The sequence below is a fragment of the Micromonospora cathayae genome, from assembly GCF_028993575.1.
Classification (GTDB): domain Bacteria; phylum Actinomycetota; class Actinomycetes; order Mycobacteriales; family Micromonosporaceae; genus Micromonospora; species Micromonospora cathayae.
Genome location: NZ_CP118615.1, coordinates 846,972 through 864,005 on the forward strand (window position 1 = coordinate 846,972; position 17,034 = coordinate 864,005).

Sequence of the window (17,034 nt, forward strand, 5' to 3'; positions counted from 1 at the left end):
GGTCGCGGTCCGCGACGGCTCAACGCGTCTCGTACGTCCGCAGCCCGTTGCCGATGGCGAAGAAGGTGGGCGCCCACTCCCCGATGAAGATGCCCCACCGGTCGGCCCGGGCCACCCCCGCCCTCTCCAGGTGCTTCGACAGGAACCAACTGGTGAACGAAAGGCCGATACTGACGAACCCGGCCACGTACGCGTGCTCCGACCGCAGGCCGGACTTGTGCAACTGCTGCAACATCAGCGGTCCCCCCGTCGTGCTGGACATCAGCCTCCCGAGGGTTCACGTTACCCTCGGTCATCGTCACGACTCAGCGGGTTGACCCGATCGGCCCACCGGTCAAGGCATGTCGCGATACCGGACGGGTAGCCGGGCCGGGTCCCGGTCGACAGGACGGGCCCGACGAGGGGAGTACGCATGCCGGTACGTCCGCCTGACCGCCGCCGGACGACCCCGCTGGTCGTCGCCGGCGCGGCCGGGCTGCTGCTGGGTTGGCTCGCCCGCTCGTGGCACCGGCTCGGACGGAACCCTGTCCTCGGCCGTGGCGGGCGGGTACCGGTGGGGTCTGCACAGGACCGGCGTCCGACCCCGTTCCCCCCGCCGGTACCGATGCCCGAGGGGGCCGTGGACGCGCCGTACACCGCTGAGGAGCCGTACACCGGACAGCCCCGGTACGGGCCGGACGTCCCCGGCGGACCGCCGCCGTGACACCGGGCACCGTCCGCCACCACGGGAGAGAACGATGATGCAGGTCAGATCCGCATCCACCGCGTCCCCGGACCGGCTGGAGAACGAGGACCTGGTCCTCCGGTTCGGGCCGCTGGTCGGGGTCCTCGACGGCGCGACCGTGCCGGACGGCTTCGACACCGGCTGCGTCCACGGACCGGTCTGGTACGTCCGGCACCTCGCCGCCCGGATCGGGCTGGCCCAGGCGGCACGCCCGGCCGCCACCCTGATGAGCAACCTGGCGGCGGCCGTCCTGGCGGTCCGCGCCGACCACGGCGGGGTCTGCGACCTCGACCATCCGGGCACCCCGTCCGCCACCGTCTGCCTGCTGCGCGAGGACGGCGACCGGGCCGACTTCCTCGTCCTCTGCGACAGTCCGCTGGTCCTGGACGTGGGGGGCCGGATCCGGGTCGTCTCCGACGACCGGCTGGAGACCGCCCTGGCCGAGCTGCGTTCCGTGGCCCGGACCGTCCCGGCCGGGGGCCGCGACGATCGGGCCACGGTCGGCGGCGACGATCGGGCCGCAGCCGACGATCCGGCGGTGCGGTTCCGGCGGGCGGTCACCGTGCAGCGCGAGCGGATGAACCGGACGCACGGCTACTGGGTCGCCGCGAGCGATCCCGAGGCGGCGTACCACGCGGTGACCGGCACGGTGCCGCTGCACGGTCCGGACGCGTTGCGCCGGGCGGTCCTGCTCAGCGACGGGGCGTCCAGCGCGGTCGACCAGTTCGGCCTGTTCGACTGGGACGGCCTGCTGGACCTGGTCACCACCGCCGGCCCGGCCGCGCTGATCGAACGGGTCCGGGCCGCCGAACGGGACCACCCGGACCGGTTGCGGCGGCACAAACGGTCCGACGACGCGTCCGTCGTACTCTGCGAGTTTCCCACCGGAAAGAAGCCGTACGACAGCGGAGCGTGATGAGGACCACTCACCCCCACCGACCGGCCGGTACCCGCCGCCGGACCGGTGGTGGACGGGCGATCAGGTGGACGCCGCCCGGGTGGTACCGGCAGACTGCGGCACGTGGCTGGAGACGTCCGGTTGGAGCCGGTGGACGAGAGGAACCTGGAACCGCTGCTCTCGGTGGCTGCGGCCGAGGCGGAGCCGGGTGACGTGATGCCGCCGGTGGAGGCCCCGGCCGGCTGGTCGCTGGCCCGCCGGGACGCGTTCCGGGAGTTCCACCGGGCCCACTTCGGTGGCTTCGACGGCGACACCGGCACGGTCATGTACGCGATCCTGCTCGGCGGCGAGGTGGTCGGCATGATCCGGATGGCCCGTCGTCCCGAGCCGGGGACGGTCGAGACCGGCATGTGGCTGGGGCTCTCGGCCCGGGGGCAGGGCGTCGGCGCGGCGGCCCTGCGCGAGTTGCTCAACGCCGCCGCCGCGCACGGGATGCACACCGTCGTCGCCGAGACCACCGCCGACAACACCGGCGCGCTCTCCGTACTGACCAGGTGCGGCGCGAAGCTCCGTACGGACGGCGACCAGGTACACGCCGAGATCTCCCTGGACTCCCCGGCCCTGCCGCGCTGACCCCCGGTCAGACCTGGCTCACCTCGACGCCGAGGACGGCCTGCTCGTCGGGGCGGTGCACCAGCACGTCCGCCAGGTACGACTGCACCGCGTGCCGCATCCCGACGTCCCGGCCGGCCTGCTCCGACAGCAGCCACTTGTGCTCGATGATCTGGGCGAACAGCTCCTGCGGCTCCAGTTTGCGGCGCAGGTTCGCGGGCACCGCCCGGACCACCGGCTCGAACACCTCGGTCAGCCAGCGGTGCGCGGCCTGCTGCTCGTCGGTCAGGTCGCTCTCGGCCCGGTACGCGTCGAGGTCGTTGAGGAGCCGGCGGGCCTGGTTCTCCTCGGCGTCCAGGCCGGTCAGCCGGAGCAGCCGTCGGGTGTGGTAGCCGGCGTCGACCACCTTCGGGCGGATCAGGTAGCGCCCGTCGTCGATGGTGGACAGCGCCACCTCGGCGACGTCGAAGCCCAGCTCGTTGAGGCGACGGATCCGGCCCTCGACGTCGTGCCGGGCCTGCCGCTCGACCTGCTGCTCGTAGGTGATCTCGTGCCAGAGGCGCTCGTACCGCTGCACGACCTCCTCGCAGACCACCTCCGGGTCGATGGACTCGTGCAGCAGGCCGGCGGCCTGGAGGTCCAGCGCCTCGCCGAAGATGTTCACCCGGGCGATCTCCAGGTCCTCGCCGCGTTGACCGTTGGAGAGGGAGTGGTGCAGCGCCCCGGTCTCCGCGTCGACCAGGTACGCGGCGAACGCGCCCGCGTCCCGCCGGAACAGGGTGTTCGACAGCGAGCAGTCACCCCAGAAGAAGCCGGTCAGGTGCATCCGGACGATCAGCGCGGCGAGCGCGTCCAGCAGCCGCTCCAGGGTCTCCGGACGCAGCGTGTGCGAGAACAGCGCCCGGTACGGCAGGGAGAACTGGAGGTGCCGGGTGATCAGCACCGGGTCGAGGGGCTCTCCGTCCGGGGTACGCCGGTCGGCGACGATCGCCACCGCCTCCACCGACGGGAAGTCGATCCGTTCCAACGCCCGGAGCAGGTCGTACTCGCGTTCGGCGACCCGCTCCCCGGTCTCCTTCACCGCGTAGACGTAACCGCCCAGGCGGACGAACCGGACGATGTGCCGGGAGATGCCCTGCGGGAGCGCCACCAGGTGTTCGGCAGGCCACTCCTCCAGCGGCGTCGACCAGGGAAGGTCGAGCAGCGCCGGGTCGACGAGAGCCGAAGTGATCCGCACGCCGACAAGCATGACGCCTACCCCCGCCGGAGCGCTTCCCTTCGTGGTTCGGCCCACAGCCGGCCGGTAGCGTGTCCGTCGTGCGCGAGACCCCGACGGTACGGCGGAAAGTCCAGCTCAGACCGGTCCGGCCGGCCGGTTGGTGGTGCGACGCGCTGCTGCTGGCCGCGCTGGTGGGAATCACCGTGGCGCTGGCCGCCGGGCAGCTCTTCGGCCTGGACCGGGCGGTCGCCGACTGGGCCGCCGACCACCGGCCGCCGGTGGCGTACTGGACGGCGGTGGTCTTCAACTATCTGGGCCAGGGCACCCCGTTGACGCTGCTCGCGGCAGGGCTGGGGGTGCTGCTGGCGGTCCGGCTCCGCTCCGTCCGGCCGATCCTGCCGCCGGTGGTGGCGTTCGTGTTGACGACCTTCACCATCGGCCCGCTGAAGGTGTGGACCGCCCGGCCCGCGCCGAGCGCCAGCGTCAAGGAGCCGTTCCTGCCGGCCGAGCAGACCCTCCCGCTGTTCCAGGACGACCTGCCGTTGCGGTTCGCCCAGTCGTACCCGTCCGGGCACGTCGCCAACGCCATCGTCTGGTACGGCGTGCTGGCGCTGCTGCTGGCCCCGCTGCTGCGCAGCTTCGGCCGGAGCGTGCCGCCCCGACTGGTCACCGTGGTCCGGGTCGTCCCGCCGGTGGTGGTCATGTTCACCACCACCTACCTGGGCTGGCACTGGATCACCGACTCGGTGGCCGGGCTGCTGCTCGGGCTGCTGCTGGACCGGATCCTGCACCGGGTGCCGTGGGACGACGTACCGCTGCCGGGCCGGTTGCGGAACTGGGACCGGCCGTTCATCTCGTACCCCTAGGGTCGGGCTGGTGGAGCGACTGGCGCGCCGGTTGGGCGTACCCGATGCGGTGGTCATCGGTCTGGGCTCGATGCTCGGCGCGGGCGTCTTCGTGGTGTTCGCGCCGGCCGCGGCGGCGGCCGGTGGCGCGGGCCTGCTGCTCGCGGTGCTCGTCGCCGGCTTCGTCGCCTGGTGCAACGCGACCAGCTCGGCGCGGCTCGCCGCCCGCTACCCGGAGTCCGGCGGCACCTACGTGTACGGGCGGGAGCGGCTCAGCCCGTACGCCGGGTTCCTGGCCGGCTGGGGGTTCGTGGTCGGCAAGACGGCGAGCTGCGCGGCGATGGCGCTGACCATCGGGGCGTACCTGTGGCCGGAGCGCGCCCGGCTCGTCGCGGTCGCCGCCGTGGTGGCGGTGACCACGGTCAACCTGCGCGGCATCGGCAAGACCGCCACCGCGACGAAGATCCTGGTGGGGGTGGTGCTGGCGGTGCTGGCCCTGGTCGCGGTGACCGGCGTCGGCGCGTTCTCCGTCGACCGGATCGGTGCCCCCGGCAGCCCCGGACCGGGCGTGCTCACCGCCGCCGGGCTGCTGTTCTTCGCGTTCGCCGGGTACGCCCGGATCGCCACCCTCGGTGAGGAGGTCCGCGACCCGGAACGGACCATCCCGAGGGCGGTACCGCTGGCCCTGGGCATCGTGCTGGCGATCTACCTGGTCCTGGCGGTGGTGGCGGTCGGCGTGCTCGGGGCCGACGCGCTGGCCGGTTCCACCGCGCCCCTGGCCGACGTGGTGACCGCCGCCGGCCTGCCCGGTCTGGCCTGGGTGGTCCGCGCCGGGGCGACCGTCGCGGTGACCGGGGTGCTGCTCTCCCTGGTCGCCGGGGTCGGCCGGACCACCCTGGCGATGGCCCGCCGCCGGGACCTGCCCGGCCCGCTGGCCGCCGTGCACCCCCGGTACCGGGTGCCGCACCGCGCCGAGCTGGCGGTGGCCGCCGTGGTGGTCGCGGTGGTGCTGCTGGCCGACGTACGCGGGGCGATCGGCTTCTCGTCCTGCACGGTGCTGGTGTACTACGCGATCACCAACGCGGCGGCGCTGACGCTGGGGAAGGACCCGGGTCGGCGGCTGCCGGTACGGGCGCTGGCGGTGTTCGGGCTGGTCGGCTGCCTGGTGCTCGCGGTCAGCCTGCCACTGTCCAGCGTGCTGGCCGGTTTCGGCGTCCTCGCCGTCGGCACCCTCTGGTACGCCGCCCGCCACCGGTTCAGGGGAGATCAGTCATGAACAGCTTCGTCCGGTGGCGGGACATCCGCGCCGAGCAGGTGGAGCGGGCCGGCGGCGAAGAGGCCGTCGAGGCGGGTAAACGGGAGCTGGCCGCCCAGGCCGTCCGGCACCGGGACCGGCCCTCCGTCGCCGGCCGGCTTACGGGTCAGGATCTCCAGCAGGACCGGATCGGCGAAGACCTCCGCGGTGTGCCGCCACTGGGCCAGGAGCACCGCGGCCGCTGACGGATCCTCCGGTGCGGTCCCGTCCCGCGTCACCGTCACCAGCTCGGCCACGAGGCCGTCCAGGTCCGGCTCGGGCAGATGGACCGTCCAGGGCAACACGTCGCCGAGCACCTGACGGACGGCGTCGTCGGATGCCGCTGATCGCACCAGGCTGGTCAGAAGCTGCGTGGTGAACACGCCGTACTCAACGCTTCTCCGGTGTCGTCAGCGTGTCAGGCGGCGGGTGCAGGGGCCGTCGTGGGTGGCACGGAGGACGCAGCGCCGGCCGCCGGGCAGCCGGGCGTCGCAGAAGACCCGGTGCCGTACGCCCTGCTGGTCTTCGTACGAGACGGTGGTCTCGCCGGGGTCGGTCTGTGGCAGGACCCCCGTCCAGCGGGCGACCACCCGGGCGACGCGCTGTGCGGCGGTCAGGTCGACGGCGGTCACCGGCAGGTGGATGACGAAGCGCTCCGGTTCGGCCGCCATCAGCGGTAACGCCGCTCGTTGCGGCCGGATGCCGGCCGGTCGTGCCAGCGACGGATGACGTTCCTGAGCCGACCGGATTCCTCGCGCACCCGGACGATCTCGGCCTGGAGGTCGGCGACCTCGACGGCGACCCGGGCCAGGAACTCCCGTACCTCGGCCGGGTCGAAGCCCCGCCGGCCGAACCGCGACCACTTGAAGCTCGCGTTGCGGATCTGACGCGGACCGAGCAGACCGCGCCGGACGTACACCGTGCCCCCGCACCGCTCACTTGCCTGACCTTGTTCCATCGGCATCACCTGACTCCGTCTGGTGGAACGTGGGCTGCTCGGCCGCCCGATGTGGCCCTCCTCAGCCAACACCTCGATGCACCCCCCTGTCAAGATGGGGGTCCCCGATCGGGGAGCGCCATTCGGCGAGGCGCGATCGTGCCTAGTTTCGAGTCATGGACGGCGGACCGGGCGAACTGATGGGTCCTTGGGAGATCTGCCAACGCCTGCGGGTCTCGCGTTCGAGATTCCAGCAGATCGCGCTGCGCCCCTCGTTCCCCCGGCCCTACCAGGAACTGAAAGGCATGAAGGTCTGGCTTGCCGCCGACGTGGAAGCCTGGATCGCCGAGCATCGACAGCCACGTCCGCCAGCCGACGACGACGAGCCCAGGTGACCGGGGCCTCGGCCGGCAGCCGACGAATGTCTCCTACGGTGGAGGCGTGACTCCTCGCACGACGATGCCCAGCGGATCCGACTGGCGCGACGTCAAGGCCCGCGTCCGGGCAGCACACCCCGACTGGGACTCTGTCGACCGGGTCGCCCGCCGGGCCCGGTTCCGCGAGCAGCTGCTCGCTTCGGTCAATGGCGTCCACCTCGGGGATACCGACAAGCACAGCGACGTCGGCTGAGGGCCGTGCCTGCGGTGGGAACGCGGCCGGTCAGGGCGTGACCGGCTCGTCCGGCCCGCCGGGGGACTCGGCCGGGGTCGAGGACCCGGGGTCGCTGGCCGATTCCGACGGTGGGGCGGACCGGGCCGCCGGCGGCACGGCTCCCGGCGGTACGGCTCCGGGCGGGGGCGGCGCGGTGGCGGCGGTGGTGTCGCGGAGCAGGGCGGTCAGGCCGGCCCGACGGGCCAGTACGGTCATCCGGTCCCCCGCCGTCAACACCAGGCGCGGGTCCGGGTTCCACTCGAAGCGGGGCTGGCCGGCGCGGGCGTGCGCGAGCAGCCGTACGCTGCCGGGGCGGCCGACCGCCGCGAGCGGGCGACCGTCCAGCGGTGATCCGGCGGCCACGGAGACCTCGGTGACCAGCAGCGCGTGCCGGCCGACCGGGATGGTGGCGATCATCGCGCGGTCCAGCAGCGCGGCGGTGAACGACGGCGCGGCCAGGTACGACACGCTGCGCGAGATGCCGATGCCGAAGGCCCGCTGGACGCGTTCGGCGAAGTCGCCGTCGAACAGGCGCAGCACCACCCGCAACTGCTCGTTGAGCACCCGACCGTTCAGCGCGGCCTGGAGGTTGGCCCCGTCGTCGGTGGAGAGCACCACCAGCGCCTGGCAGGACCCGACCGACGCAGCCCGCAGCGTCTCCTCCAGGGCCGCGTCCCCGACGATCAGCGGTACGCCGAGCCGCCGGGCCAGCGACGCGCCGCGCGGCTCGGGGCGCTTGTCGATCGCCACCACCTCGACGCCGAAGTCGTGCAGCTGGGCCATCACCCGGGTACCGACGTTGCCGAGGCCGACCACCACCACGTGCCCGGAGCGGTCCGGTTGGATGCGTCCGGAGTGCAGCGCCAGCCGGGCGTTGACCACGCCGTCCACCACCACGGCGGTGATCAGCGGGATCAGCGCCAGCCCGGCGATGCTGAGCACCACCTGCATGATCTGCTCGGCGAGCGGCTTGGTGACCTCCGGGTCCTGTCCACTGAGCGTGGTGACCAGGGTGAGGTAGAGCGCGTCCGCCCAGTTCAGGTGGGCGGCCCGGCCGTTGAGCCAGCCGAGCACCCCGATCAGGGCCAGCACCACCAGCACCGCGATGCCGATCTTGCGGGTGGCGAAGCTGCGGACCGCGCGGACCAGCACGGCCAGCGGCCGACGTCGGCGGCGGTCACGTCGGGCGCGGGCCAGCCGGCGGGCCGCCAGCTCGGTGCCCGGGGCCCGGCCGGTCGCCTCGGCGAGCACCACGTCCGCCGTGGACCCGTCGGCCGGCAGCAGCCGCACCTCGCGCGGGTCGCGCAGGTCGGCGACCGCGCAGACGACCTCCTCCTGGCGTACGTCGGCGCGGCGGGCCACGTACAGGGTACGGCCGGCGTGCCGGAAGTGGGTCGGCGCGACCTCGCCGAGCGCGGCGGCCACGAACGCCGGGGCGGCCATGGTGGCGTCCGAGAGCACCGCCGAGTCGGGGAAGATCTGCCGTACGCCGTTGGCGAGTCCGGTGTTGAACATCCGGACCACCAGCCGCAGCCCCGGCTCGACCTCCTGGGCGCAGAGCGCCGCCGACAGGTTGCCCACGTCGTCCTGGTGCAGCAGGGCCAGCCCGTCCGCGCCGGCCAGCCCGGCCCGGCGGAACGTCGCGGTGTCCAGCCGGTCGGCCCGGACCACGTCGATGCCGTGGATGTCCCGCCCGTCCGGCCCGTCGGAGCGCTGCCGCTCCGGTACGACCAGGGTGACCCGGATCCGGCCGGCGGCGACCTCACTGGCGAGCAGCGCCCGGACCACCCAGTACGCGAGCGGGTCGTGCCCGCAGACCACGTAGTGCGGGCGGTTGCCACCGTTGGTACGTAACCGCCGACTGGCCCGCCACGCACGGTCGAGCAGGGGCTCCGCCATGCGCCGCATGCTATCCATTCCGGTCCACGGTGGGCCGGTCAGGCATGCGGCGGGGCGGACCGGGTAGGCCGGACGGATGCAGACGTTCCTGCCGTACCCGGACTTCCTGGCCAGCGCCCGGGTGCTGGACCAGCGCCGGCTCGGCAAGCAGCGGGTGGAGACGATCCAGGTGCTGCGCGGGTTGACCCGCCCCGGGTACGGCTGGCGGCACCACCCGGCGGTGAAGATGTGGGCCGGGTACGAGGAGGCCCTGGTCCGGTACGGGCTGGACGTCTGTGCGGTGTGGTGCGCGACCGGCCGGGCGGACACCTGCGCCGGCACCCTCACCACCGACCTGGCCGCCGCCTGCGGCGTCCACCGGGTGCGTACCCAGGCGGAGCTGGCCGGGGCCGGCGAGTTGCCGCCCTGGCTGGGCCGGGACGACCTGCACCGCAGCCACCGTTCGTCGCTGCTGCGCAAGGACCCGGACCACTACCGCCCGTTCTTCGGCGACGTACCGGACGACCTGGAGTACGTCTGGCCCGCCTCGGACCGTCCCCGTCGCTGCGGCCCAGGGTGAGGTGTCAGGCTGGACACATGACGTTGTCACAGCAGGTCGGCCGGTTGATCGGCGTACGGGAACACGTGGTCGACCCGGGCGGTGGTGGCGCGGCCCGGGTGCCGCGCCCGGTCGACGTGGTGGTGGTCGGCGGTGGCATCGCCGGCATGTCGGCGGCGGTGGTACTCGCCGAACGGGGTGTCCGGGTGACGGTGCTGGAGGCCGCACCCACCCTGGGCGGTCGGCTCGGCGCGTGGCCGGAGACGTTGGCCGACGGCACCGGTCAGGTGGTCGAGCACGGCTTCCACGCGTTCTTCCGGCAGTACTACAACTGGCGGTCGATCCTCCGCCGGGCCGACCCGGAGCTGCGGTTCCTCCGGCCGGTGCCGGGTTACCCGATCCTCAGTGCGCAGTGGCCGACCGAGGAGTTCGGGAAGCTGCCGCCGGCCCCGCCGATGAACCTGCTGGCGCTGCTGGCGCGCAGCCCCAGCCTGCGGCTGCGGGACCTGCGCGGAATGGACCGGGACGCCGCCCTGCCGCTGCTCACCTACGATCCGGAGCGGACGTACGCCGAGCTGGACGGCCGGACCGCCGAGGAACTGCTCGACTCGCTGCGGCTGCCGGACCGGGCGCGGGCCATGCTGTTCGAGGTCTTCTCGCACTCGTTCTTCAACCACGAGGCGGAGATGTCGGCGGCCGAGATGGTCGCGCAGTTCCACTTCTACCTGCTCGGCAACGCCGAGGGGTTGGCGTTCGACGCCCCGGACGAGGACTACGCCACGGCGGTCTGGCAGCCGCTGACCGGGTACCTGGAGCGGCACGGAGGCCGGGTGCTGACCGGTACGCCGGCCACCACGGTGGACCGGGACGCGGACGGCTGGCGGGTGGCGACCGCCGACGGGACGGCGTACCGGGCCGGGCACGTGGTGCTGGCCGTCGACCCGCCGGCGCTGGCAGCGCTGGTCAAGGCGTCACCGGGGCTGGCGTCGGTCGCCCCGGAGCTGGTGGCCCGGATGCCGGCGTTCGGCACCCCGGGGCCGCCGTACGCGGTGGCCCGCTACTGGCTGGACGGGGACGTACGCGCCGACCGGGCGGTGTTCAACGGGGTGTCCCGGCAGGCCACCCTGGACTCGGTGACCCTCTACCACCGGCTGGAGAACGAGTCCCGCCGCTGGGCGGAGCGGACCGGCGGGTCGGTGGTGGAGCTGCACGCGTACGCCTGCGAGCCGGGGGTGCCCGCCGACGAGCTGGCCGAACGGATGCGCGCCGAGCTGGTCACGCTGTGGCCGGAGGTGGCCGGGCTGCCGGTGCGGGAGCTGCGGGCCCGGGTCGAGGCGCAGGCCCCGGCGTTCACGCCGGGCAGCCATCCGACCCGGCCGGGAGTACGCACCGACGCGGCCGGGCTCTACCTGGCCGGCGACGGGGTGCAAACGGAGTTCCCGAGCGCGCTGATGGAACGCTCGGCCGCGACCGGGATCCTCGCCGCGAACCACATCCTGCGGGCCGAGGGTGGGGCCGCCGAGCCGGTCCGGTCCATCCGCCCGCGCGGTCTGCTCGCCGGCCGGCGTCCCCGCTGACCGGACGACACGTGGTCACACCGGACCGTTGCAGGAAATGACCGTTTCACGAAATTAGCACTGGTATTCGAATACGCTCGGAGGTGGATCGGAACGCCAGCGGGGGACATGTGCAGCAGCCACGCCACCAGCAGCTCCGCGCCGAGCCGGCGACGACCAGCCGGCGGGAGCCGGCCCGCCCCGACGAGCCCGGCCGGGACGACGAACACCCCTGTGCCGACGAGCGGGCGTGCGTGGTGACCGCCCTGCGGCTCGGCTGGTGGATGGCCGACGCGTACGCCCACGCCCAGACCGCCGACCTGCGCAACGGCGGGGACCTCCGGTCCGGCGTCCCACCACCGAAACTGTCCAACCTGACCGAGATGTCCGGCCGGCACCGGATGCAGATGTACCTCGACGGAGTGGAGGTGGCGCTCGGCCAGATCGCCGCGCTGAGCCGCAACGACGGCGTCGGGCCGTCCACCGCCGCCGCCCAGGCCCGGGTCAAGGAGGCCGAACACGACCGGCCCGGCGACGTCGCGGCGATGCTGCTCGCCCTGGACGAGCTGAACGTGGACGTGCTCCGCTGGGCGATGGCCACCAACCACCGGATCGGGCTCGCGTACCGGCTCGGGCGGTCGCTCGCCGACACCGTACGGCGGTGTGACGCCGACCAGTTGGCGCACCGGTTCGGCGGCCGGCAGACCGAACTGCGCCGCTGGCTGGACGAGCTGGCCACCGTGCTGCCGCCGTACGCCGCGCCGGTGGTGCGCCGCTCGCTGGAGAGCTGGACGACGGCGGTCCGGGCCGCGCTGGCCGGCGACCCGGCCGAATCCGACCCCCGCGATCTCGCCGACGAGCTGCGTAACCAGGGCGACCTGTGGCGCGGCGTACTGACCGGCGGCCTGCACCCCCGCGACCTGCTCGACGAGGAGCACTACGCGATCGTCGCCCGCAACCTGATCATCCGGGACCGGAAGCTGGTGGTCCGGGCGGTACGCGGCATCCTGTACCCGGTGCTGGTGCCGCTGGTGCTGATCCTGGTGGTGATGGTCGGGGTCAGCGCCGCCGCGGCGGCCGGCTCCCCGGTCACCCGGGCCGCCATCGCGCTGCTCGGCCTCGGCGCGGGGCTGGCCGCCATCTGGCGTACCGTCTCCGGCCCGGCGCTCCAGGTCGCCGGCGAGGTGAACCGGCCGCTGCTGCACAGCGAGCTGGTGGTGCAGATGGCCCGTTGCGTCAGCCGCCCGCTCGACGCGGCCCGTGCCGCCAGCACCGCCCGCCGCGAACGCCGGGCGAGCTGACCGGGCCACGCCACCGGGCCAACGTGACCGCCGCCGGGACCGCCGGTCCGGGTGACGGTCGGAGTGATCGAAATGCGTTGCCGGTGTCACCGCCCGGCCCCTACCGTGAATCCCGCACAGCCCACCACCGACCCGGGAGTACGCGATGACGTTGCGGCAGCTCAGCGCCGTCGTGTCGGCGTACCCGGGTGACCGCCGGGGCGAGCGGTGCCGGGGCAGGCGGCCCGACTGACGCGCGTACGTCGCACGTCGGCCCCAGCCGCCCGTCCCGCCGTCGGACCGGGCGGCTTTTCGTTGCCCGTGGACAGAGCTTCGTGAAGGAGGGATCCGGTGAACGCCGTCCTCGTCGTCAACGCCGACCTCGGCCCGCTGCACCGGGTCACCGTCCAGCACGCGATCCGGATGCTCTGCCGCCGGGTCGCCGAGATCCACGAGGCCGAGCCGGACCGGCTGGTCGGCGTCTTCCCGCTGCCCCGGGTGGTGCGCCTGGTCCGGTACGTGGTCACCCGCTGGCGGTTCAACGCCGGCCCGCCCTGGTCACGGGCCGGTGTGCTGCGCCGGGACGGCCGCTGCTGCGGGTACTGCGCCGCGCCGGCCAGCACCGTCGACCACATCCTGCCCCGCTCGCGCGGCGGCCGGAACACCTGGCGGAACACCACCGCCGCCTGCTACGCCTGCAACCAGCGCAAGGGCGACCGTACGCCGGAGGAGGCGGGCATGCCGCTGCGGCGCGAACCGGTGGCCCCGACCTGGGCGGCGCTGGCCGGCCACTGACCGTGCCCCGGGGGGGACGGGCCGGCCGGCGGGTGACGGGGGTCGCGTCGTGGCGGTACGCCATGACGCGGCACCCGCCGGCCCCTCACGCCCTGCCGGGTGCGCGGCACCCGCCGGTCCCCGGCTCCGGACGGGTGCGCGGCGGCCGGTACCGGCCGCCGGCCACGTCGCCGGACGGTACCGGCCGCCGGCCACGTCGCCGGACGGCAGGATGTCCGGTAGGGGCGTCCGGCTCCGACGTACCTGGTGACGGCACCCCGACGGGGCCGCGCCAGAGGAGGAACACCCGATGAAGTACATGATCATGTTGTACGGCTCGCAGCAGGACTACGACGCGATCGCCGGCCGGCCCGACGGCGGGAAGCCGCCGATGTCGCCCGAACAGGTCGCCGCGATGCACGCCCACATGGCGGAGATCCACCAGAAGCTGGTCGAGTCCGGCGAACTGGTCGACGGCCAGGGCCTCACCGCCCCGGTGCACGCCCGCCGGGTGCGGCTGCGCAGCGGTACCCCGGTGGTGACCGACGGGCCGTACCCGGAGGCGGAGGAGGTGCTCGCCGGGTACACCATCGTCGACTGCGCCAGCTTCGACCGGGCCACCGAGATCGCCGCCGGGTTCGTCGACCCCGACGCGACCGGCCAGTACGTGGACGTCCGGCCGATCGTGGAGAACGTGGACGAACTCGGCCTGTGAGCACCCCCCACCGGGACGTCGAGGGCCTGCTGCGGCAGTTGACGCCGCAGGTCCTCGGCGCGCTGGTCCGCCGGTACGGGCACTTTGCCACCGCCGAGGACGCCGTACAGGAGGCGCTGGTCGCGGCGGCGCTGCGCTGGCCGGTGGACGGGGTGCCGGAGCAGCCGCGTGGCTGGCTGGTCACCGTGGCCGGCCGACGACTGACCGACCTGCTCCGCAGCGAGCAGGCCCGTCGGGAGCGCGAGGCGGGGGTGGCCCGTCGGGCGCCGGCCGACGCGTGGCTGGCCCCGCCCGCCGACCAGCCGGTCACCGCTGCGGACGACTCGCTCGTCCTGCTCTTCCTCTGCTGCCATCCGGCGCTCTCCCCCGACGCCCAGATCGCGCTCACCCTGCGCGCGGTCGGCGGGCTGACCACCGCCGAGATCGCCCGCGCCTTCCTGGTGCCGGAGGCGACCATGACCCGTCGGATCAGCCGGGCCAAGCAGCGCATCCGGGCCAGCGGCGTGCCGTTCGGGCTGCCCCCGGCCGGGGACCGGGCCGCCCGGCTCGGCGCGGTGCTGCACGTCCTCTACCTGATCTTCAACGAGGGGTACGCGAGCACGTCCGGGCCACACCTGCACCGGTCCGCGCTCGCCGCCGAGGCGATCCGGCTGACCCGGCTGCTGCACCGCCACCTGCCCGACGAAGGCGAGGTGACCGGACTGCTCGCCCTGATGCTGCTCACCGACGCCCGCCGGCCGGCCCGGACCGGCCCGGCCGGGGAACCGGTCCCGATGGCCGAGCAGGACCGCAGCCGCTGGGACGCCGCCGCGATCCGGGAGGGGGTGGCGCTGGTCGAGGCCGTGCTGGGCCGGGGGCCGGCCGGGCCGTACCAGATCCAGGCGGCGATAGCCGCACTGCACGACGAGGCCCCGGAGGCGGAGACGACCGACTGGCCGCAGATCGTGGCCCTCTACGAACTGCTGCTGCGGCTGGCCGACAACCCGGTGGTACGGCTCAACCACGCCGTCGCGGTGGCGATGGTCGAGGGGCCGCAGGTCGGCCTGGGCCTGCTCGCCGTGCTCGCCACCGACGTCCGGGTCACCGAGGGGCACCGCTTCCACGCGGTCCGGGCGCACCTGCTGGAACGGGCCGGGGCGAAGGCCGAGGCGCGGGACGCGTACCTGGTGGCGGCCCGGCGCTCGACCAGCCCGCCGCACCAGCGGTACCTGCACGCCCGCGCCACCCGACTGACCGACCCGCCACCCGAATGACCGGCCCGCCGCCCGGCTGACCGAGCCGGCACCCGAATGACCGACCCGGTAGCGGGCTGCCCCGTCGTCGCGCTCGCCACCCCGTGCCGATGGCTCAGCCGGCCCGCCGGGCCGGCTGAGCGTCCCCGTTGGCCGGCGCACCGGCCCGCTCAGCCGGCCCCACCCGGGCCGGAGCGCCGGCTCCGGTCAGCCGGAGCCGGTCGCCACGAGCGTCCGCCGCTGCTCACGGAGCAGGTCCCGCTCGGCGGTGTTGCGGGTCCGGGCGATGGCCGCCTCGTAGGCGAGCACCGACTCGGCGGTCCGCCCCAGCCGACGGAGCAGGTCGGCCCGGACCGCGTGGAAGAGGTGGTACCGCCCGAGGTCCAGCCGGTCCACCTCGGTCAGCGCCGGGCCGGGCCCGTCGACCTCGGCGACCACCACCGCCCGGTGCAGCGCCACGACCGGGCTCGGCGCGACCACCAGCAGCTGGTCGTAGAGGGCCAGGATCTGCCACCAGTCGGTGTCGGCGGCCGTCCGGGCGTCACTGTGCACCGCGTTGACGGCCGCCTGGATCTGGTACGGGCCGGGCCGGTTGCGCCGCAGGCAGCGCCGGACGAGTTCCTGCCCCTCACGGACCAGGTCGGCGTCCCACCGGCTGCGGTCCTGCTCGGCGAGGCGCACCAGCCCGCCGGCCGGGCCGGTACGGGCCGGCCGACGCGCCTCCACCAGGAGCATCAGGGCGAGCAGCCCGGTCACCTCCGGCTCGTCCGGCATCAGCTCGGCCAGCAGCCGGCCCAGCCGGATCGCCTCCGCGCAGAGTTCCTCGCGGACCAGCCGGTCCCCGGAGCTGGCCGTGTACCCCTCGTTGAAGATCAGGTACACCACGGCCAGCACGGCCCGGAGCCGTTCCGGCAGGTCGGCCTCCGCCGGCACCCGGTACGGAATCCCGGCAGCCCGGATCTTGCCCTTGGCCCGGACCAGCCGCTGCGCCATGGTCGACTCGGGGACCAGGAAGGCGTACGCGATCTCGGCGGTGGTGAGCCCGCCGAGCAGCCGCAGGGTGAGGGCGACCCGGGCGCCCGTGGCGAGGGCCGGATGGCAGCAGGTGAAGATCAGCCGGAGCCGGTCGTCCCGCACGGGCCCCTCCTCCTCCGGTTCGGCGCGGGCGTGCAGCAGGGCGGCCTGCGCGTGCCGGTCGGCCCGGGACGCCTCCCGCCGGAGCCGGTCGACCGCCCGGTTCCGCGCGGTGGTGATGATCCAGCCGGCCGGGCTGGGCGGCGGGCCGTCCACCGGCCAGCGCCGTACCGCCTCGGTGAAGGCGTCCTGGACCGCCTCCTCGGCGATGTCCAGGTCCCCGAAGACCCGGGTCAGGACGGCGACCGCCCGCCCGTACCCGGCCCGGAAGGCCCGCTCGGTGGCGGCAGCCGTCACGCCGGCCCGTCGTGGAACGGCCGGACCTCCACCGGGAGCGTGGTGGCCCGCGCCAACCGGCCACCCCACTCGATGGCGGTGTCCAGGTCGGTCGCCCGGATGATGGTGAAGCCGCCCAGGTGCTCCTTGCCCTCGGTGTACGGGCCGTCGGTCATCAGCAGTTCCCCGTCGGTGACCCGGAGCAGCGTCGCCGTGCTCGGCGGGTGCAGACCGCCCGCGAACACCCAGACCCCGGCCGCCCGCATGTCGGCGTCGACCGCCGCCACGTCCCGCATGATCTTCTCCAGTTCCGCGGCCTCCGGCGCGGGACCGTCCGGCTCGATCACACTCAGCAGATACTGTTTCACCGTCTCGTCCCATCTGTCGCCGCCGGCCCGGTGCCGGCGCTCACCTGGTACACGAACGGAGCCGGGCGAGATCGACACCTGC

At 74.2% G+C, this 17,034-nt stretch carries 21 protein-coding genes; 13 read left to right on the plus strand and 8 right to left on the minus strand.

Annotated features, from left to right (window positions below):
* Positions 1 to 19: 19 nt before the first annotated feature.
* Positions 20 to 235: a hypothetical protein gene (locus tag PVK37_RS03965; RefSeq protein WP_275034947.1), complete on the minus strand. Its 216-nt coding sequence runs from the start codon at positions 233 to 235 to the stop codon at positions 20 to 22.
* 177 nt (positions 236 to 412) lie between these two features.
* Here PVK37_RS03965 and PVK37_RS03970 point away from each other — a divergent pair, with 177 nt between their 5' ends.
* The 3 genes from PVK37_RS03970 (at position 413) to PVK37_RS03980 (ending at position 2,255) form a co-directional block, all read left to right on the plus strand.
* Positions 413 to 703 carry a hypothetical protein gene (locus PVK37_RS03970; RefSeq protein ID WP_275032341.1) on the plus strand — a complete coding sequence of 97 codons (291 nt, stop codon included), beginning with the start codon at positions 413 to 415 and terminating at the stop codon, positions 701 to 703.
* Between the two features lie 34 nt (positions 704 to 737).
* Entirely contained in the window at positions 738 to 1,640 is a 903-nt protein-coding gene (locus PVK37_RS03975; RefSeq protein WP_275032342.1) for a hypothetical protein, read from the plus strand.
* Between the two features lie 105 nt (positions 1,641 to 1,745).
* Positions 1,746 to 2,255: a GNAT family N-acetyltransferase gene (locus tag PVK37_RS03980; RefSeq protein ID WP_275032343.1), complete on the plus strand. Its 510-nt coding sequence runs from the start codon at positions 1,746 to 1,748 to the stop codon at positions 2,253 to 2,255.
* 7 nt (positions 2,256 to 2,262) lie between these two features.
* Here the strand turns inward: PVK37_RS03980 and PVK37_RS03985 are convergent, their stop codons facing one another.
* The gene (locus tag PVK37_RS03985) at positions 2,263 to 3,471 is read right to left on the minus strand and encodes a DUF4032 domain-containing protein (protein WP_275032344.1); all 1,209 of its coding nucleotides are present in this window, start codon (positions 3,469 to 3,471) and stop codon (positions 2,263 to 2,265) included.
* 80 nt (positions 3,472 to 3,551) lie between these two features.
* Here PVK37_RS03985 and PVK37_RS03990 point away from each other — a divergent pair, with 80 nt between their 5' ends.
* Together PVK37_RS03990 and PVK37_RS03995 are read left to right on the plus strand one after the other, a co-directional pair.
* A complete protein-coding gene (locus PVK37_RS03990; protein ID WP_275032345.1) occupies positions 3,552 to 4,319 on the plus strand; it encodes a phosphatase PAP2 family protein in 768 nt (255 codons plus the stop codon).
* Positions 4,320 to 4,329: 10 nt separating this feature from the next.
* Positions 4,330 to 5,574, plus strand: a complete 1,245-nt coding sequence (locus PVK37_RS03995; RefSeq protein ID WP_275032346.1) for an APC family permease — start codon at positions 4,330 to 4,332, stop codon at positions 5,572 to 5,574.
* On the opposite strand, the gene PVK37_RS31805 is transcribed toward PVK37_RS03995, so the two are convergent.
* The 3 genes from PVK37_RS31805 to PVK37_RS04010 are packed head-to-tail and all read right to left on the minus strand — an operon-like array spanning position 5,565 to position 6,550.
* Positions 5,565 to 5,975, minus strand: coding sequence for a hypothetical protein (locus PVK37_RS31805; protein ID WP_275032347.1), 411 nt, complete (start codon positions 5,973 to 5,975; stop codon positions 5,565 to 5,567). The genes PVK37_RS03995 and PVK37_RS31805 overlap by 10 nt on opposite strands.
* Positions 5,976 to 6,002: 27 nt before the next feature.
* Positions 6,003 to 6,263 (minus strand): hypothetical protein, encoded by a 261-nt coding sequence (locus tag PVK37_RS04005; RefSeq protein ID WP_275032348.1) that lies wholly within the window; start codon positions 6,261 to 6,263, stop codon positions 6,003 to 6,005.
* Complete coding sequence (locus PVK37_RS04010) at positions 6,263 to 6,550, minus strand: DivIVA domain-containing protein (RefSeq protein ID WP_275032350.1); 288 nt, start codon at positions 6,548 to 6,550, stop codon at positions 6,263 to 6,265. Before PVK37_RS04010 ends, PVK37_RS04005 begins: the two co-directional genes overlap by 1 nt.
* A 155-nt stretch (positions 6,551 to 6,705) precedes the next feature.
* Between PVK37_RS04010 and PVK37_RS04015 the strand changes: the two genes are divergently transcribed.
* Together PVK37_RS04015 and PVK37_RS04020 are read left to right on the plus strand one after the other, a co-directional pair.
* Positions 6,706 to 6,924, plus strand: a complete 219-nt coding sequence (locus PVK37_RS04015; protein WP_275032351.1) for a helix-turn-helix transcriptional regulator — start codon at positions 6,706 to 6,708, stop codon at positions 6,922 to 6,924.
* Positions 6,925 to 6,970: 46 nt separating this feature from the next.
* Positions 6,971 to 7,159, plus strand: coding sequence for a hypothetical protein (locus tag PVK37_RS04020; protein ID WP_275032352.1), 189 nt, complete (start codon positions 6,971 to 6,973; stop codon positions 7,157 to 7,159).
* 30 nt (positions 7,160 to 7,189) lie between these two features.
* On the opposite strand, the gene PVK37_RS04025 is transcribed toward PVK37_RS04020, so the two are convergent.
* Entirely contained in the window at positions 7,190 to 9,088 is a 1,899-nt protein-coding gene (locus PVK37_RS04025) for a potassium channel protein (protein WP_275034949.1), read from the minus strand.
* Between the two features lie 67 nt (positions 9,089 to 9,155).
* Here PVK37_RS04025 and PVK37_RS04030 point away from each other — a divergent pair, with 67 nt between their 5' ends.
* The 6 genes from PVK37_RS04030 (at position 9,156) to PVK37_RS04055 (ending at position 15,195) form a co-directional block, all read left to right on the plus strand.
* Positions 9,156 to 9,638: an MSMEG_6728 family protein gene (locus tag PVK37_RS04030; RefSeq protein WP_275032353.1), complete on the plus strand. Its 483-nt coding sequence runs from the start codon at positions 9,156 to 9,158 to the stop codon at positions 9,636 to 9,638.
* A 17-nt stretch (positions 9,639 to 9,655) separates the two neighbouring features.
* Positions 9,656 to 11,194 carry a hydroxysqualene dehydroxylase gene (locus tag PVK37_RS04035; protein ID WP_275032354.1) on the plus strand — a complete coding sequence of 513 codons (1,539 nt, stop codon included), beginning with the start codon at positions 9,656 to 9,658 and terminating at the stop codon, positions 11,192 to 11,194.
* 110 nt (positions 11,195 to 11,304) lie between these two features.
* A complete protein-coding gene (locus PVK37_RS04040; RefSeq protein ID WP_275032355.1) occupies positions 11,305 to 12,474 on the plus strand; it encodes a hypothetical protein in 1,170 nt (389 codons plus the stop codon).
* A 330-nt stretch (positions 12,475 to 12,804) separates the two neighbouring features.
* Positions 12,805 to 13,248, plus strand: a complete 444-nt coding sequence (locus tag PVK37_RS04045; protein WP_275032357.1) for an HNH endonuclease — start codon at positions 12,805 to 12,807, stop codon at positions 13,246 to 13,248.
* A gap of 289 nt (positions 13,249 to 13,537) precedes the next feature.
* A complete protein-coding gene (locus tag PVK37_RS04050) occupies positions 13,538 to 13,942 on the plus strand; it encodes a YciI family protein (RefSeq protein WP_275032359.1) in 405 nt (134 codons plus the stop codon).
* Positions 13,939 to 15,195: an RNA polymerase sigma factor gene (locus PVK37_RS04055; protein ID WP_275032360.1), complete on the plus strand. Its 1,257-nt coding sequence runs from the start codon at positions 13,939 to 13,941 to the stop codon at positions 15,193 to 15,195. Before PVK37_RS04050 ends, PVK37_RS04055 begins: the two co-directional genes overlap by 4 nt.
* 186 nt (positions 15,196 to 15,381) lie before the next feature.
* Here the strand turns inward: PVK37_RS04055 and PVK37_RS04060 are convergent, their stop codons facing one another.
* The gene (locus PVK37_RS04060) at positions 15,382 to 16,605 is read right to left on the minus strand and encodes an RNA polymerase sigma factor (RefSeq protein WP_275032361.1); all 1,224 of its coding nucleotides are present in this window, start codon (positions 16,603 to 16,605) and stop codon (positions 15,382 to 15,384) included.
* The gene (locus PVK37_RS04065; protein WP_275032362.1) at positions 16,602 to 16,952 is read right to left on the minus strand and encodes a YciI family protein; all 351 of its coding nucleotides are present in this window, start codon (positions 16,950 to 16,952) and stop codon (positions 16,602 to 16,604) included. The genes PVK37_RS04060 and PVK37_RS04065 overlap by 4 nt, the downstream gene beginning before the upstream one ends.
* Positions 16,953 to 17,034 lie beyond the last annotated feature (82 nt).